This is a genomic window from Rhizobium sp. R711 (genome assembly GCF_002211365.1).
Classification (GTDB): domain Bacteria; phylum Pseudomonadota; class Alphaproteobacteria; order Rhizobiales; family Rhizobiaceae; genus Rhizobium.
On the sequence record NZ_LOKZ01000011.1, the window covers coordinates 49,340 to 65,343 of the forward strand.

General features: G+C 60.2%; 16 protein-coding genes and 1 pseudogene. 3 read left to right on the top strand and 14 right to left on the bottom strand.

Going from position 1 to position 16,004, the window contains the following annotated elements:
• Window position 1 precedes the first annotated feature (1 nt).
• Entirely contained in the window at window positions 2-817 is an 816-nt protein-coding gene (locus tag ATY80_RS13235) for a sulfurtransferase/chromate resistance protein (protein ID WP_088692868.1), read from the bottom strand.
• A 321-nt stretch (window positions 818-1,138) separates the two neighbouring features.
• Between ATY80_RS13235 and ATY80_RS13240 the strand changes: the two genes are divergently transcribed.
• Window positions 1,139-2,347 (top strand): MFS transporter, encoded by a 1,209-nt coding sequence (locus ATY80_RS13240; RefSeq protein WP_088692869.1) that lies wholly within the window; start codon window positions 1,139-1,141, stop codon window positions 2,345-2,347.
• Window positions 2,348-2,550: 203 nt separating this feature from the next.
• On the opposite strand, the pseudogene ATY80_RS30020 reads toward ATY80_RS13240, so the two are convergent.
• The 6 genes and pseudogenes from ATY80_RS30020 to ATY80_RS13250 all read right to left on the bottom strand — a co-directional run.
• Window positions 2,551-3,198 (bottom strand): annotated as a pseudogene (locus ATY80_RS30020) (EAL domain-containing protein); the annotation flags it as partial.
• A 12-nt stretch (window positions 3,199-3,210) separates the two neighbouring features.
• Entirely contained in the window at window positions 3,211-3,489 is a 279-nt protein-coding gene (locus tag ATY80_RS30025; RefSeq protein ID WP_280950681.1) for a diguanylate cyclase, read from the bottom strand.
• Complete coding sequence (locus ATY80_RS30030; protein WP_348626634.1) at window positions 3,486-3,710, bottom strand: GGDEF domain-containing protein; 225 nt, start codon at window positions 3,708-3,710, stop codon at window positions 3,486-3,488. Before ATY80_RS30030 ends, ATY80_RS30025 begins: the two co-directional genes overlap by 4 nt.
• Window positions 3,647-3,904 carry a diguanylate cyclase gene (locus tag ATY80_RS30035; RefSeq protein WP_280950682.1) on the bottom strand — a complete coding sequence of 86 codons (258 nt, stop codon included), beginning with the start codon at window positions 3,902-3,904 and terminating at the stop codon, window positions 3,647-3,649. The genes ATY80_RS30030 and ATY80_RS30035 overlap by 64 nt, the downstream gene beginning before the upstream one ends.
• On the bottom strand, window positions 3,880-4,509 hold the full coding sequence (locus ATY80_RS30040; RefSeq protein WP_348626635.1) for a PAS domain-containing protein: 630 nt from the start codon (window positions 4,507-4,509) through the stop codon (window positions 3,880-3,882). The genes ATY80_RS30035 and ATY80_RS30040 overlap by 25 nt, the downstream gene beginning before the upstream one ends.
• A 290-nt stretch (window positions 4,510-4,799) precedes the next feature.
• Window positions 4,800-5,222, bottom strand: a complete 423-nt coding sequence (locus ATY80_RS13250; RefSeq protein WP_088692870.1) for a helix-turn-helix domain-containing protein — start codon at window positions 5,220-5,222, stop codon at window positions 4,800-4,802.
• 71 nt (window positions 5,223-5,293) lie between these two features.
• On the opposite strand from ATY80_RS13250, the gene ATY80_RS13255 reads away from it, so the two are divergent.
• Window positions 5,294-7,555: a heavy metal translocating P-type ATPase gene (locus ATY80_RS13255; protein WP_088692871.1), complete on the top strand. Its 2,262-nt coding sequence runs from the start codon at window positions 5,294-5,296 to the stop codon at window positions 7,553-7,555.
• 34 nt (window positions 7,556-7,589) lie between these two features.
• Here the strand turns inward: ATY80_RS13255 and ATY80_RS13260 are convergent, their stop codons facing one another.
• Complete coding sequence (locus ATY80_RS13260; protein WP_088692905.1) at window positions 7,590-8,768, bottom strand: transporter substrate-binding domain-containing protein; 1,179 nt, start codon at window positions 8,766-8,768, stop codon at window positions 7,590-7,592.
• Between the two features lie 281 nt (window positions 8,769-9,049).
• On the opposite strand from ATY80_RS13260, the gene ATY80_RS28940 reads away from it, so the two are divergent.
• Window positions 9,050-9,373: a hypothetical protein gene (locus ATY80_RS28940; protein WP_088692872.1), complete on the top strand. Its 324-nt coding sequence runs from the start codon at window positions 9,050-9,052 to the stop codon at window positions 9,371-9,373.
• Window positions 9,374-9,434: 61 nt separating this feature from the next.
• Here the strand turns inward: ATY80_RS28940 and ATY80_RS13270 are convergent, their stop codons facing one another.
• The 6 genes from ATY80_RS13270 to glmM all read right to left on the bottom strand — a co-directional run bounded on the left by ATY80_RS13270 (window position 9,435) and on the right by glmM (window position 15,980).
• The gene (locus ATY80_RS13270; RefSeq protein ID WP_088692873.1) at window positions 9,435-9,593 is read right to left on the bottom strand and encodes an entericidin; all 159 of its coding nucleotides are present in this window, start codon (window positions 9,591-9,593) and stop codon (window positions 9,435-9,437) included.
• Window positions 9,594-9,688: 95 nt separating this feature from the next.
• A complete protein-coding gene (gene serA / locus ATY80_RS13275; protein WP_088692874.1) occupies window positions 9,689-11,284 on the bottom strand; it encodes a phosphoglycerate dehydrogenase in 1,596 nt (531 codons plus the stop codon).
• Between the two features lie 84 nt (window positions 11,285-11,368).
• Complete coding sequence (locus ATY80_RS13280) at window positions 11,369-12,547, bottom strand: phosphoserine transaminase (RefSeq protein WP_088692875.1); 1,179 nt, start codon at window positions 12,545-12,547, stop codon at window positions 11,369-11,371.
• 140 nt (window positions 12,548-12,687) lie between these two features.
• A complete protein-coding gene (locus ATY80_RS13285) occupies window positions 12,688-13,500 on the bottom strand; it encodes an outer membrane protein (RefSeq protein ID WP_088692876.1) in 813 nt (270 codons plus the stop codon).
• Window positions 13,501-13,681: 181 nt separating this feature from the next.
• Window positions 13,682-14,449 (bottom strand): outer membrane protein, encoded by a 768-nt coding sequence (locus ATY80_RS13290; protein WP_088692877.1) that lies wholly within the window; start codon window positions 14,447-14,449, stop codon window positions 13,682-13,684.
• A 178-nt stretch (window positions 14,450-14,627) separates the two neighbouring features.
• On the bottom strand, window positions 14,628-15,980 hold the full coding sequence (glmM, locus tag ATY80_RS13295; RefSeq protein WP_088692878.1) for a phosphoglucosamine mutase: 1,353 nt from the start codon (window positions 15,978-15,980) through the stop codon (window positions 14,628-14,630).
• Window positions 15,981-16,004: the final 24 nt, after the last annotated feature.

Here is a 16,004-nt window from a genome sequence, read left to right on the forward strand (position 1 = left end):
CTCAGTTTCCTTTTTTCGCAGAGGGCCAATTGTGTGTCTCGTCGGTCGCATCGCGGCACCATCGATAGAAGGCATCGTACAAGGTCATACCCGCCTGCAATTGCTCGAGGTCGTCGGCAAACATCCGCGAAAGTCCGAGCGAGGCCGCCAGCAATCCCGCCGCTTCGGGCGCGAGATCGAGCCTCGCAGTGTCGGCGGCCCTGACGATCGTCGCCAGCCTGAGGAGCGGCTGGGATTGAAGAGCGAACTCCTCGACCATGACGTCAAAGGAGCATCGATCGCCGCGGTGGCTCCAGAAGACGTCCTCGATATCGAAAGCTGTTGCCCCGAAACGGTCGGCCACCATCAGCACCTCAGGGGTAGGAACGAACAGGAAAACGGCCGCCGGATCCACGAAACGGCGGATCAACCAGGGGCACGCGATGCGATCGATCTTCGGGCGGCCACGAGTGACCCAAACAGTCCTCCCCTTCGCGTCGCGAGGCGGCAGCTTATCCTCGGGCACTGCGAGACCGCCTGCCTTGATCCATGCCTCGAACCCGCCTTCGAGTGTTTCGGCCTGCACACCCATGACCCGAAGATGCGCGGCAACGCCGTGGCTGAGCTTGGCGCCATGGTGGCAGACGATGACGGCCGGGCTTCGGATTTCAGCGCCCCACAACTCCACATCCTTGAATGGCCTGCGCACCGATCCGGGAATGAGACGGGGATCGGCGGAAAAGTCCTCGTCATTGCGCACATCGATCAAGGCAGGCGCACCTGGCGTCCCGATGAGGCGGTTCAGTTTATCGGTTGAGATTTCGGTAAATGACGGCATCGCGCGTCCTCCGTTCTAGCGGCTTTGTTGGACGCGACTCTTCGGCTGGCGCCTCGTGGGGTGATCGCGACCCCATGAGCCATATGATCCACGGTGGATGAGCTATGTCAACACTTTCCAACAGCCTGCTATGTCGGCAAGCAATTGAGATGTAAGGATTGATGCCGCAGCGGCCAGGCGGAAGCAATGCTGCTCCGAAGACTGCGCGAGGAAAACCGCGAAACGTGTCAGCGCGCTCCGGACCGGTAACGGCTCTTCAGGTCGCCGTCAGATTTTGAAAGCAGAAGACCCGTCGCGGGCAGTTGTGAAAGGTAGTTCGATATGGTCGACGTTGCCGGCTCAAGACCTGCTGCACTACGGGCAATCCCGAAAGGCGTCTGGGCTCTCGGCTTCGTCTCGCTATTCATGGACATCTCCTCGGAGATGATCCACGCTCTCCTGCCGGTCTACATGGTTGCCGTCCTCGGCACCTCGGCGTTTGCGGTCGGCCTGATCGAAGGCATTGCCGAAGCGACCGCCGCCATCACCAAGGTATTTTCCGGAGCATTGAGCGATTGGCTTGGCAAGCGAAAGCTGCTTGTAGCCCTGGGCTACGGCATGGCTGCGTTGACAAAGCCTATCTTCCCATTGGCACCTTCGCTGGGCTGGCTGGTGGCTGCGCGTTTCGTGGACCGCGTCGGAAAGGGTATCAGAGGTGCACCACGCGACGCCCTGATCGCCGACATCAGCCCAAAGGAGATCCGTGGCGCCAGCTTCGGGCTGCGTCAGTCGCTTGACACGGTTGGCGCGTTCCTCGGGCCAGCGCTGGCTTTGGGTTTGATGTGGTGGACCGCCAACCACTATTCGACAGTGTTCTGGATCGCTGTCATCCCGGCGTTCTGCTCCGTCGCAATTATCATCTTTGTCGTCAAGGAACCGCCGCACGCAGACCAACGGCGCGCCCGGATACCGCTCCGAACCTCGGAGCTCGTTCGGTTGCCTGCGATCTACTGGCTGGTCGTCGCCGTCTCTGCGGTCTTCACGCTTGCACGGTTCAGCGAGGCTTTCCTGATCCTCGACGCCCAGCGAATGGGACTTCCCGTCATGTTCGTTCCGATCGTCCTGATCGTCATGAACATTGCCTATGGGTTCTCGGCCTATCCGGTGGGCGTCATGGCGGATCGTCTCGACCGGATCACCCTGTTGATTGTCGGGCTCGGGCTTCTCGTTCTCGCCGACCTCAGCCTTGCGTTTCTTCCCGGGCTGGCGGGCCTCGGGATCGGAGTATTGCTGTGGGGTCTTCACATGGGATTTACTCAAGGGCTGTTGGCGACCCTCGTTGCGGATGCCGCACCCGCCGAGCTGCGCGGAACCGCCTTCGGCATCTTCAATCTCGTTGCGGGCATCGCCCTCCTTGCCGCAAGCGTGTTTGCCGGTGCGCTTTGGGATTGGGGCGGGCACCAGATGACATTCCTCGCTGGTGCGGTTTTCGCGTTGCTCGCCGGCCTCTCGCTGCTGCCCCTGAAGAAGCGACTAAGAAGTGGTTCGTAAGGCCAGAAGTGGCCATCCGGCCGTTCGCCAGGTACAGCATGCCAACCACCACAAGCCGTGGACCAGAACGGAATTGCGCCGGCTACGATGCCCAGACCGTTGGCGACCAGCAGACAAACGTCAGGCCCTGCCGGCACTTCATCCCGCTGAGGCAACAGGAACATCGTCGCAACAAGGCTGCCAGCACTTGCGACGCAATGATTTCAACGGCCGACCGCAGCGAACAAGGGGGATGCGCCGCCTTCGATCAAGGCCTCCGCTTCCGCTTGCAGCATCGGCCTGCCAAGCAGGAAACCTTGCACCTCGCCAAAGCCTTCGGCACGCAACTTCTGCAATTGTTCCTCAGTCTCGATCCCTTCGGCAAGCGTCGTTGCATTGAAGCCTGAGCCCATGCCGACGACCGCGCGCACAATGGCCAGATTGCCGGGATCCGTTTCGATACCGGAGACGAAGCTGCGGTCGAGCTTGATCTTGTCGAAGGCGAATGCCCGCAAATAGCTGAAGGACGAATAGCCTGTGCCGAAATCGTCAATGGCGATGCGGATGCCGAGTTCCTTCAATGCCCGCAAGAGTGGCAGGCTTTGCTCGACGTCGGCGAGGAAGACGGATTCGGTGATCTCGATTTCCAGGCGCTCTGGACGCAGGCCGGTCTCATCCAGTGCGGCGACAACAGTCGCAAGCAGGCTGGTATGCCGGAACTGGCACACGGAGAGATTGACCGCGATCTTTAAATGATTGGGCCAGCCCGCCGCCACGCGGCAGGCTTCGCGTAACACCCACTCGCCAATCTGAACGATGAGGCCGGTTTCTTCTGCGATGGGTATGAATTCCATCGGTGGGATCAGACCTCGGACGGGATGGCGTCAGCGGATCAACGCTTCGAAACCCGCAAGGCCGTCGTCATCAAGTTGCACGATCGGCTGGCAGTGAAGTTCGAACTGGCTCTTTAGCAGCGCCTCGTGAAGGTCGGCCATGAGCATGTGCCTGCGCTCTACTTCCAGGCGCATTTCCGGCAGATAGAAGCGGTAGGTCGAGCGACCGCTTTCCTTCGCCGCATAAAGCGCGAGGTCCGCATGCCGCATCAGCACATCGTCATCCTTGGCGTGGTCGGGAGCAAGTGCGATGCCGATACTACAGGTCACGTGTTCGTTGACACCGTCGAGATCGAAGGTGCCGACAGCGACTTGGGCAGACGTTCGGCAAAGCGCTCAATATTCTCGCGCCGCTCCAGACGCAGAAGCAGGGCAAACTCATCGCCGCCGAGGCGTGCGACGAGGTCTCCGTCGGCCACCAGTTGCATCAAACGGGCGGCCACCTGACAGAGCAGCGCGTCGCCCGCGGCATGCCCTTTGCTGTCGTTGATGTGCTTGAAGTGGTCGAGTCAAGGTAAAGCAGTGCCAACGGCTTTTCCGCCGTGGCGATCGCTGCCTCCCGCTGGATGTGATCGGCGAAAGACGCGCGGTTCGGAAGGCCGGTCAGCGCATCGTGCATTGCCATGTAAGCGAGACGGGCCTCAACCGATCGCTCCTCGGTCACGTCCTGGGAAATGCCGAGCACGTAGCGCGGCGCTCCGCCGTCAGGGGCCGGCAGTGCACGCCTGACAGTCCGCAGAATTCGCGGCGTCCCATCGGCGCGCTGCATTGTCTCTTCAAAGCTGATCGCTGCTCCCGCGCCAGCGCCCTGGAATCCTGCTCGCAAAAGATGGCCATCTGCTTCTCATCGAAAATGATGCGATCACTCTGGCCGATAATGTCTTCAGGGTCGTGCCCGGCAATTACACCGCACGCTTCGTTGAAAAGGATGTAGCGTCCGTCTTCTTCCATATCCTTCACGAAGACGCCGACGGGCAGGTTGTCGAGCATCGAGCGCGTATCGTTGACCTGACGCTGGGCGGCATTGACCTCGGTCCGGTCCTGCACGATTGCGAGGATCGCGTCCCGGCCGTCGAAGCGAACGGCCCGTCCATAGGTCAGCACCTCCAGCGTTTCACCATTGGCCTTCAAATGTGTCCAACGCTCGGCACACTCCATGTCCGTGGGGGCCTGCACGGCCTCGAGCATTCGCTTGCACTCACGCTCGGGCCTGATATCGAGGACCGTCATGCGCTCATAATCCTGACGCGAATAGCCATAGAGATCGATCGCGGCGTTGTTGACGATCAGAAAGCGAAGGCTGCCGGGATCCTAGACCCACATGGGTGACGGATGAGTGGCGAACAGCGACTGAAAATCGTCGTTCGGCGCATCGATCGGAACAAATGCTCTTTGGAGACCGGTCATAAGGAAGTCACAATGAAATAACGGCAACGAGCGGACAGGTTATAGACAGAAAAGCTAAATAAAATCAGAATCATAGTCCGCACAAACTTTGGGCGGAACGCCTTAGTATTGTGCAACGCAGTATATCTTGCGGCTCTATTTTGGGTTCTTTGGACCCCGGCTGCAATCGACCGTCAATGACGGGCGTGACTGCACTGGCCGTGATCCGCCAATACCTCGATGACACGGCACTGGTCAACGCGACCATGACCGCAGCCTTCCACCATCAGCTCCAGCTCTGCCTTCAGCGCCATCAGGCTTCGTATCCTCTGCTCGACTTCGATCAGGCGGGCCTTGGCGATTGCGTCGGCAGAAGCACACGACTGATGTGGATCGTCCTGCAGCGTCAGCAGGGTGCGGATGGCTTCCACCTCGAAGCCAAGCTCGCGAGCATGACGGATGAAGGCGAGCCTGCGCAGATCCGCCGGCTCGTAAGCGCGTTGATTGCCCTCGCTGCGGTTCGGTTCCGGGAGGAGGCCGATACTCTCGTAATAGCGGATCGTTGGCACCTTGACGCCGCTTGTCCGCGAGGCTTCGCCGATCGTGATCTTTTTCATGATTTTCCTCTTGCACCTCTAGTCGCTAGAGGATGTAGGAAAGATGCTTCTGTCTGACAAGGAAGCGGATCATGGGTGAAACGGTCGAGAAACGGTATAGGGTTGGCGGCATGGATTGCGCCAGCTGCGCTGCCAAGATTGACACTGCTGTCCGACGCATCCCGGGCGTCGAAGACGTTTCTGTCTCGGTGACCGCTGGAACGATGACTGTGCGTCACGACGGCAGCAGTGATCTGGCCGCCATCGAGAAGAAGGTGACGAGCCTCGGCTATTCCGTTTCGCAGGTCGCTGGAAGGTTGCCGGTGGAAACACCACCGCCAGATCATTCACACCACGACCACAGTGACCATGATCACGCCGGCCACGATCACCAAGGGCACGCTCACGAGGGGCACAATTACGAGGGTCATAAACACTCTGGGGAAAAGGCTATGGACTCTCTGGGGCTTCACGGTCACGACGCCCCGATGGCCGGACCTTGGTGGCAAACCAAGAAGGGTCGCCTGACAATCCTCTCCGGCGCAGCCCTCGTTATTGCCTATATCATCGGCCACCTCGTGCCGGCGATAGCGTCCTATGCATTCATCGTGGCAGTGCTCGTCGGGCTTGTTCCAATCGCTCGACGCGCCGTCGCCGCCGCCTTTGCGGGCACACCCTTTTCGATCGAGATGCTGATGACGATTGCGGCGGTTGGCGCGGTAATCATCCATGCCGGCGAGGAAGCCGCGACCGTGGTCTTCCTGTTCCTGGTTGGCGAACTGCTGGAAGGCGTCGCCGCCGGCAAGGCGCGCGCAAGCATCCAATCTCTGACGACCCTAGTCCCAAAACGGGCTTTCCTTGAAGAAAATGGCACGACTCGGGAAGTGTCGGCCGAGAGCCTCGCCGTCGGTTCGACAATTCTGATTCGTCCGGGTGACCGCATCGCGGCGGATGGCACCATTTTGTCGGGCGAGAGCGCAGTCGACGAAGCCCCGGTCACCGGCGAAAGCACGCCGGTGCGCAAAGGTGTAGGCGACACGGTTTTTGCGGGCACTGTCAACGGTGACGCCGCCCTTCGCGTCAAAGTGACGGCAGCCGCCGCCGACAACACGATTGCACGCGTCGTCCGGCTGGTAGAGGAGGCGCAGGAATCCAAGGCACCGACAGAGCGCTTCATCGATCGTTTCTCTCGATACTATACGCCTGGCGTGGTCGTCGTTGCTGCCCTCGTCGCAATCCTGCCACCACTTCTCGCAGGCGGCGCCTGGGACGAATGGATCTACAAGGGCCTCGCCATATTGCTGATCGGTTGCCCCTGTGCCCTGGTGATTTCGACGCCTGCCGCGATCGCCGCCTCGCTTTCTTCGGGAGCGCGCCGTGGCCTGCTGCTGAAAGGCGGCGCGGTCCTTGAGAACCTTGGCAAAGTCACCGCCGTTGCCCTCGACAAGACAGGCACTCTGACGGAAGGCAAGCCTCAGGTGACCGACGTAATCGCTTTCGGAAAGAACGAAGCCGAAGTCCTGAAGTATGCTGCTGCGCTTGAGACAGGGTCGAGCCATCCGCTGGCGCTCGCGATCCTGGCACGGGCTGCAGCCGCAGAGATCCCTCTCCCCGCGGCGACCGATGCCAAGGCTCTGGGAGGAAAAGGCATGACCGGGGTGGTCGCGGGGCAGCCGGTCTTCTTCGGATCTCCCAAGGCCGCCGGCGAACAAATTCCTCTGTCATCCGATCAGACCGCGCGCATCACTGCACTCAACGACGACGGAAAAACAGTCTCCGTGCTGATCGTCGGCGACACGCTGGCAGGTGCCATCGCCATGCGCGACGAACCCCGCGACGACGCCAAGTCCGGCCTTGAGGCATTGACCGAGGCTGGTATCAAGACCGTGATGCTCACGGGTGACAACCACCGCACCGCGGAGGCCATCGGCAGGCAGCTCGGCATTGAAGTATGCGCCGAGTTGATGCCTGAGGACAAGCAGCGCATCGTGAACGAGTTGAAGCGTGGCGGCTTGATTGTTGCCAAGGTTGGCGACGGCATCAACGACGCCCCTGCCCTTGCGACTGCAGATGTCGGTATCGCTATGGGCGGCGGCGCCGATGTGGCGCTCGAAACCGCTGACGCCGCGATCCTGCATGGCCGAGTCACCGATGTTGCGGCAATGATCGCGCTCTCGAAGCGCACGATGCGCAACATTATCGAAAATATCACCATCGCACTCGGCCTGAAGGCCGTGTTCCTGGTGACAACCATCGCCGGCATCACCGGCCTCTGGCCCGCTATCCTGGCCGACACCGGCGCCACCGTATTGGTTACGATCAATGCGCTGAGACTGCTGAAGCCGGCCAAGTAACAGGTCGGCAAAATCCGATCACGCGGCACCGCTCTTACCGTTTCTCCCCGAGGGACTGAAAGAGCGTTGCCTTCCATCGCTGATCGTGAGTTGCCTGAAGGACCGCAACGTCGATTGCCTTGCGATAGGGCCGACCGAGCGGCATGGCGAGCCCGTAGCTTTGCGGCTCGAAGTCGACATCCAAGACCTGCACGGTGCACGAGAAATGCTGTTCCACGGTCCAGGCGAGAAGGGGCTTGTCATAAACGAAGGCATCGATTGATCCGGCTTCGAGTGCCCTGAGCCCGTCGGCAACCTGGACAAACGTGCGATGCTTGATGCGCTCGCCATCCAGGAAGCCAATCGTCGCCGAATTGGCAAGTGTCCCAACACGCACGCTGGGCAAGTCCTCGACGCCATTGACCAGCCCACGCATCTGCCTCGTCGTCAAGGCGGAGGTGACGCTGGCGGTAAACACGGCAATCGTAATGATCGAGACAACCATCCAGATGATCGCGAGCGCCCTGCCCGCGATCGTGATCGGCCCGCGGTGACCTGTACTTGCCTGCGTCATGGCCTCGGCCGACCACCAGATGCTCGCCCCTAGTCCGCGTCCCAGTGGTCCTCCGAAGTCGTCGTTGTGACGCCGCTCGAACAACCATACCAACGCACCGACAAGCAGCGAGATACCGATCAAAGCACCTGCCGCCTGCAGGAAGCCGGCGGAAATCATCGTCCGGACAATCTCGCGCCACACCGACACGCTGTTGACCGAGACCGCAATCCCGAGCCCGGTATCATAGAAGGGCTGGCTGAAATCCACGCTGCCTTCGCGATCAGCTGTGATTGTGATCGCCGCGACGGAAACATCGTAATCGCCCCGCGACGTGGCTTCGATGAGTTTCTGGACATTGGGCTCTTCGGCGAGTCGAAACTTCAGCCCGAGCCACTGCGCGACCTCGCGCCAGAGGTCGATGGAAATGCCGCTCCAGTTGCCGTCGGCATCCTTCATCGCAAAGGGCGGCGCCTCCTTGGTGCCGATCACGAGTTCACGCTGGGGAAAGTCTTCCCCATCCGCCTGCTGCTGCTGCGGCATCTGAGCGTAGGTGTTTTCGCCGCCGATGGCGGTAAGGAGCGCAAAGACGACGAATGCGTAACGCCCTTTGCGAAATACGGCATGCAGCCACGCCGGTCCACGGCTCGCCAGGAGAGCCACAAAAGGGACTGCCATCATGCTCGTTCGCACTTGGCCCTCCAACATAGAAAAGATTCTCCGCAACAAGGCTGACGAACCGGTCGCAGCCTCTCGCCCCCATAAAGGTTCAGGCACACCCGAAGAGGTGGGTACGAAGCGAGACACGAGCTGGCGTAGCGTGGAACGGCACATGGAAGGCCCTCGCGAGCTTCCCTCGCCAAGGGCGCATCGTACCGGCAGCCTCACAGGGCGTTCACGGAGACTTGCGCGTATTGGAACATTTTACGCGCCAAGGAGTTAACGTTTAGAGGAGGAGTAACATGACAAATGACTTCAACAAACCAAACCCGATGAATACGTCGGCGTCCAAGAGTAAAACCATCTGGATTGTTCTGGCAGCGATCGTCGTCATCGTGGCCCTGGCAGCCACCTACTGGCCGAGGTCACAGAGTTCGTCGACAGCGACGGCACCCACCGCGCCAGCTCCGACGGCTTCCGAACCGGCTTCGCCACCGCCTGCATCGACCGCGCCGGCAACGCCAGCGACGCCGCCAGCAGCGAACGCACCCGCTGAAGCTCCAGCAACCCCTACGGCTCCTGCCGCTCCAGCCCCGGCTGCTCCGGCTCCGGCGACGCCGCAGTGATCGCGAGCCCGCTTGGTCTGGCGGGCTATGCTACGTGGACGCAAACGGCCGGCGGCGCGATTTAGTTCGCGCCGGCCTTGAGGATACGATGGGTGCTGGCATCCAGCGCACTGCTCGCCTCCCTACCGTCCTTGGCAAGGCCGTTCGCCGTGTTTGCGCATGACGAGAGGCTGATAAGCGATGCCAGCGCAATGGCGATAGCGACGGCTGACTTTGTCATGGAAGCTCCTGAATTGACAATCGATTGAGAAGCAAAACGAGAAAACCCGGCGCAGGTTCCCACGCCGGGTCTTCTCATTGCCTTGGGAGCAAAACTCAATCGACGGCGAAAACCAGCGGCTTCGCCTGGCGGATCGCCGGGTTCGCCATCAGCTTGGCGAGAACCTCGTCGCCAATCGGACCGTCGACGTAAAGCAGCGCGATCGCATCGCCGCCCTGCTTGTCACGGCCAAGCTGGAAGTTCGCGATGTTGACGCCGGCGGCACCAAGCGTCGTGCCGATGAAGCCGATCATGCCGGGCACGTCTGTGTTGGTGATGTAGACCATGTGCGAACCGACATCGGCATCGAGGTTGATGCCCTTGATCTGGATGAAGCGCGGCTTGCCATCCGAAAACACCGTGCCGGCGACCGAGCGCGTCATCGTGTCGGTCTTGACGGTGAGCTTGATGTAGCCGTCGAAAACGCCGGTCTTGTCGCGCTTGACCTCGGAAAGGACGATGCCCTTTTCCTTGATCATAACAGGCGCCGAGACCATGTTCACGTCGGCGACCTGCGGGCGGATCAGGCCGGCAAGCAGGGCGCTCGTCAGCGCTCGCGTGTTCATCGTGGCGGTTGCGCCATCAAAGAGAATCTCGATTTCCTTGATCGGCTCTTCCGTAACCTGGCCGACGAAGGCGCCAAGCACGTCGGCGAGCCGGATGAATGGCTTCAGGATCGGTGCTTCTTCGGCAGTGATCGAGGGCATGTTGATGGCGTTGGAAACGGCACCCTTGACGAGGTAATCCGACATCTGCTCGGCGACCTGGAGAGCAACGTTTTCCTGCGCTTCCGTGGTCGACGCACCGAGATGCGGCGTGCAGACAACATTCGGCAGGCCGAACAGAGGGCTTTCCTTGGCGGGTTCGACCTCGAATACGTCGAAACCGGCACCGGCAACATGGCCGGACTTGATGGCTTCGGCAAGAGCTGCCTCATCGACCAGGCCGCCGCGGGCGCAGTTGATGATGCGAACGCCGGGCTTGGTCTTGGCGAGGTTCTCCCTGCCGAGAATGCCGCGGGTCTTGTCGGTCATCGGTACGTGCAGGGTAATGAAGTCGGCCTTGGCCAGAAGCTCGTCGAGCTCGACCTTGGTGACGCCCATTTCCTGGCCGCGCTCGGCCGACAGGAAGGGATCGTAGGCCAGAACATGCATGCCGAGGCCGATCGCCTTCTTGCAGACGATGCCGCCAATATTACCGGCACCGATGACGCCCAGCGTCTTGCCGGTGATTTCGACACCCATGAACTTCGACTTTTCCCATTTGCCGGCCTGCGTCGATGCATCGGCCTGCGGCAGCTGGCGAGCAACGGCGAACATCAGGGCGATGGCGTGTTCGGCTGTTGTGATCGAGTTGCCGAACGGCGTGTTCATGACGATGATACCGCGGCGCGATGCGGCCGGGATATCGACGTTGTCGACGCCGATGCCGGCGCGGCCGATAACCTTCAGATTGGTCGCCGAGGCGATCAGCTTCTCAGTCGCCTTGGTGGCGGAGCGGATGGCGAGGCCATCGTAGTTGCCGATAATTTCGGCAAGCTTGTCCTTGTCCTTGCCAAGCTGCGGCTGGAAATCGACTTCGACGCCGCGATCACGGAAGATCTGGACGGCGGTTTCCGACAGTTCGTCGGATACGAGAACGCGAGGTGCCATTGGGGCTTCCTTCAAAAAGTTCAGCGATGGATGAAATCAGGGATGCGAGGCTCCGCCCGGCGAGCGGAGCCGGATGCGATCAACTCAGGCAGCAGCCTGCGAAAGCGTCGCCTTCTGCGTTTCGAAGGCCCAAGACAGCCATGGCATCAGCTTCTGCATGTCAGCCGTTTCGATCGTGGCGCCGGCCCAGATGCGAAGACCTGATGGAGCATCGCGATAATGGCCGATGTCGTAGGCGACACCTTCCTTGTCGAGCAGGCTGACGATGCCCTTGGCGAAATTCGCCTGGCCGTCAGCGTCGAGTGCCAGCACGTCCTTGTCGACGATTTTCAGGCAGACGGAGGTATTGGAGGCGGTTTCCGGCTTGACCGCCAGATTAGCGATCCAGTCGTTGGCAGCCACGAAGTCTGCTATGACCTTGGCGTTCGCATCAGCGCGCGCCATCAGGCCCTTGAGGCCGCCGACCTCTTTCGACCACAGCAGCGCATCGATGTAGTCCTCGACGCAGAGCATCGACGGAGTATTGATGGTTTCGCCGCTGAAGATGCCTTCGATCAGCTTGCCGCCCGAGGTCAGGCGGAAGATTTTCGGCAACGGCCATGCCGGGGCGTAGCTAAGCAGACGCTCGACAGCACGCGGCGAGAGAATGATGACGCCATGTGCGCCCTCGCCGCCGAGAACTTTCTGCCAGGAGAAGGTGACGACATCGAGCTTGGCGAAATCAAGGTTCTGCGCGAAGGCAGCAGACGTCGCGTCGCAGATCGTCAAACCTTTGCGATCGGCAGGGATGAAATCGGCGTTCGGAACGCGGACGCCAGAGGTCGTGCCGTTCCAGGTGAAGACCACGTCGCGGTCAAAATCGATCGTGGAGAGATCGGGCAGCTCGCCGTATCCGGCTTCGATCTTCCGGACGTCCTTGAGCTTCAGCTGCTTGACGACGTCGGTGACCCAACCTGCGCCGAAGCTTTCCCAGGCGACCATGTCGGCGCCACGCTCACCGAGCAGCGACCAGAGCGCCATTTCAACGGCGCCGGTATCGGAGGCCGGAACGATGCCGATGCGGTAATCCGCCGGTACTTCCAGAACGTCTCGGGTAAGATCAATAGCCTGCTTCAGCTTTGTCTTTCCGATCTTCGCGCGGTGCGAACGGCCAAGAGCCGAGTCGGAAAGGGCTTCGAGCGACCAACCGGGGCGCTTCGAGCAAGGGCCAGAAGAAAAATGAGTATTTTGCGGACGTACGTCCGGCTTTGCGGTCTTCGCCATGCGCTATCCTTCCAGATAGATAGCTCCTCGTTGGGGAGGAGTGTCCCGCCGCCGTGGTTATAGAGCAGTGAGATCGAAGTCAAGCAGCCGGCGTCGCTGTGAGAGAACTTTTTGGCTTATGCGCGTCATTGCGTCGCTGACTACCAACCGGCGATGCGCAAGCCGATACGGATTTCATGCCGCGCCAATCCGTCGTCGCGGCCGCTTATCCCGGAGGAACCTGCGAACATGCTACCCCCGGCAACATCGGAAAAGCGATAACCGAAATCGATCTTGATGTGATCGTTGATTTCATAGCTGAGGCCGGCCATCAACGCATAGGTGAACCGCCAACTGTTCTCGCCATTGAAATCTTGCCGGGAGAACGTCGCCCCCGAACAGGTCGAACCACTATCCACGCACTCGGGTTGCGAATGCACGTTCCCCCATCTGACGTTGGTTATCCCGATACCCGCGCCAACATAGGGGGTGAAGCCGGCAATCGTCGCGAGGTCGGCATAGCCGTTTGTCATAACGCCATAGGCGCGAAGATCGGCGTGCACACCCGAGGCACAGCCGGTCCCGGTGGGAGCGGATGCAGCACAAGGCAAATCGGTACGGGCGTTGCCGGTAAAGTCGCTCTTGAAGAAATCCCCTGTGAGGTCGGCGCGCCAAATGTCGGTGAATTGATAGCCGATCCCGGCGCTGCCGGAGATCGGTCTGGAGAAGCGTGCCGAATCGAATTCGCCACCAACGGAGGCGCCGCCAGTGTCATCGAAGCGGTAGGCCGGAGCCTCGTCACCCGTCCACGGCGTATAGCCAAGATCACCACGAAGATACCAGCCCATCGCCGATGTATCGCTGGCAATACTGACTTCGGGTACCTCTGTAATCGGGAGATCCTCCGCCATTGCCGGACCGCCGAACAGAGCGAGGCTTGCCGCGGTGACGAGGATTATGGCGGACAATTTCATTGCAATTCCCGATCGGGCAATGCAGTGCCCGCATGACTGACCAATACGGGCATTATTTCAGCGAGATGCTAACGTGTAGTTAACTATGTTTGTTAACCTCGAGCGAGTTCGAGGCATACGAAAAAGGCCGCCATGGCGGCGGCCCTGAAGTCGAGGCTCTCACAGCAAGGAACGAAACCGGTTATTGCAGCGAGTAACGCAGGCCGAGTTTGAAATCGTGCGAGGTAATGTTATTGAAGTGCATAGGGCCGGTATCTACGGTGTTGTCATAAGAGTGAATCCGGCCGGTCTGTGCATCGCCTAGGTTGAGGTAGGTATAACCGAAGTCGACCGTGAGACGGTCTGTCACCTGATAACCGAGACCAGCATGCAGCGCCCAGGCAAAGTTCCAGGTGGAATCGCTGTCAGCATAAGCAACGCCTTGAGTCGGGACATTGACGTCTCTGAAACTAGAGATGGTGTTGCGTGAGGTACCGATACCGGCCCCGACATAAGGCGTGATGCCATACCAAGTGCCGATATCGACGTAGGCGTTGGCCATCACCAGCCATTCTGACTTGGCGCCGTCATAGTCATTCGTGGCATCCCAGACAGCCGCCCCCGTCGCGTCGGTGTGACCATAACGATCGAGCGCGGAAAAATCGGTCTTGCCGCGATACTGGACAATCGCATCAGCACGCAGCCACTGATTGAATTGATAGCCGATGCCCAAGTCGCCAAGCGGCCCGCTGTCAAAGCCGCCGTCGTCGAGAAATTCGTGGAGCTCCACGTCGTCAAACAATTCGTGCTGCAACCCACCAAGACGCTGGTTGGTCATACCTATATCGCCGCGCAGATACCATCCGCCGAAGGTCGGGACGGGTGCCGGTGGGTCAACATAGAGATCAGCGGCGAGAACGGGGCCGCCGCCCACCAGCGCCGCAGCCACGGCAATCAAAAATCTCTTCATAGTATTCTCCAAGAAAAAACCAACACCCGGCGCGCATAGATCGACCACGCCCGGCTTTATTCATCCTGGAGTCTTACAAACTAGAGTTAATGTCAGATTAAATTTACAGGATCTTTATCATGATTTCGCGTGCTGGACCGGACGCCGAACAACGCCCGGCACGCAATGCATACGGACGTCACGCGGCGTCGCGCACACCACCAATTATGCCTACCAGGTCATTGACGATGCGTTCGATCTGGCTGCGGTCATCGCCTTCAGCCATGACCCGGATCAGCGGTTCAGTGCCGGAAGGACGGATGACAAGGCGGCCGCCATGGCCAAGCTCCGCTTCGGCATCGGCAATTGCCTTCAGCACACGGCCATCTTCAAGCGGCTTGCCGCCAGAAATGCGGACATTGCGGAGCAACTGCGGCACCGGATCGAAACGACGGCAAACTTCGCTCACCGTCTTGCCGGTGCGCTTGACCGCAGCAAGGATCTGCAGTGCCGCCACCAGACCGTCGCCCGTCGTGCCGTAGTCGGACAATACGATGTGTCCAGACTGCTCGCCGCCGACATTGTAGTTTTGCTGGCGCATATGCTCGACCACGTAGCGGTCGCCGACCATCGTGCGCACAAGGCCTAGTCCCTTGTCTTCCAGGAAGCGTTCCAGTCCGAGATTCGACATCACTGTCGCAACGATACCGCCGCCGCGAAGCTGTTGGCTTTCGGCAAAGCTTTCAGCGATGACAGCCATCAGCTGATCGCCATCGACGACCGCGCCATTCTCATCGATGATGATCACCCGGTCGGCGTCGCCGTCGAGCGCAATGCCGATATCAGCCCGTACTTCATCGACCTTCTTCTGCAGAGCGACCGGGCTCGTGGAGCCGCAATTGAGATTGATGTTCGTACCGTTAGGCTCATTGCCAATGGTGACGACGTCAGCGCCGAGCTCCCAGAGAACCGCGGGGGCCACCTTGTAGGCTGCCCCGTTTGCGCAGTCGATCGCGATCCTCAAGCCCTGCAGCGTGACGTCGCGCGGTAGTGTGCGCTTGGCATGCTCGATATAGCGGTCATGGACGCCGTCAACGCGCTTGGCGCGGCCGATGTCGTCGGCCTTGGCAAGCTGCGTCGAGAGATCCTTTTCGAGCAGATCCTCGATCTGCATTTCCAGATCATCCGACAGTTTGTAGCCATCTGGCCCAAAGAGCTTGATACCGTTGTCCTGATAGGGATTGTGGGAGGCAGAGATCATCACGCCGATGTCGGCGCGCAAAGACCGCGTCAGCATGGCTACGGCTGGCGTCGGGATAGGACCGAGAACGAACGCGTCGACGCCAGCGGCAGTAAAGCCTGCGACCATCGCATTCTCGAGCATGTAGCCAGAAAGGCGCGTATCCTTGCCAATAACAACTCGGTGACGGTGGTTACCACGGCGAAAAATAGTTCCGACTGCAATCCCAACCCGCATTGCAAGGTCTGGCGTCATCGGGAACACGTTGGATTGACCGCGAATGCCGTCCGTACCGAAATAGCGTCTTTTCATATGCACCCCTGTGCCTTGGCGCGC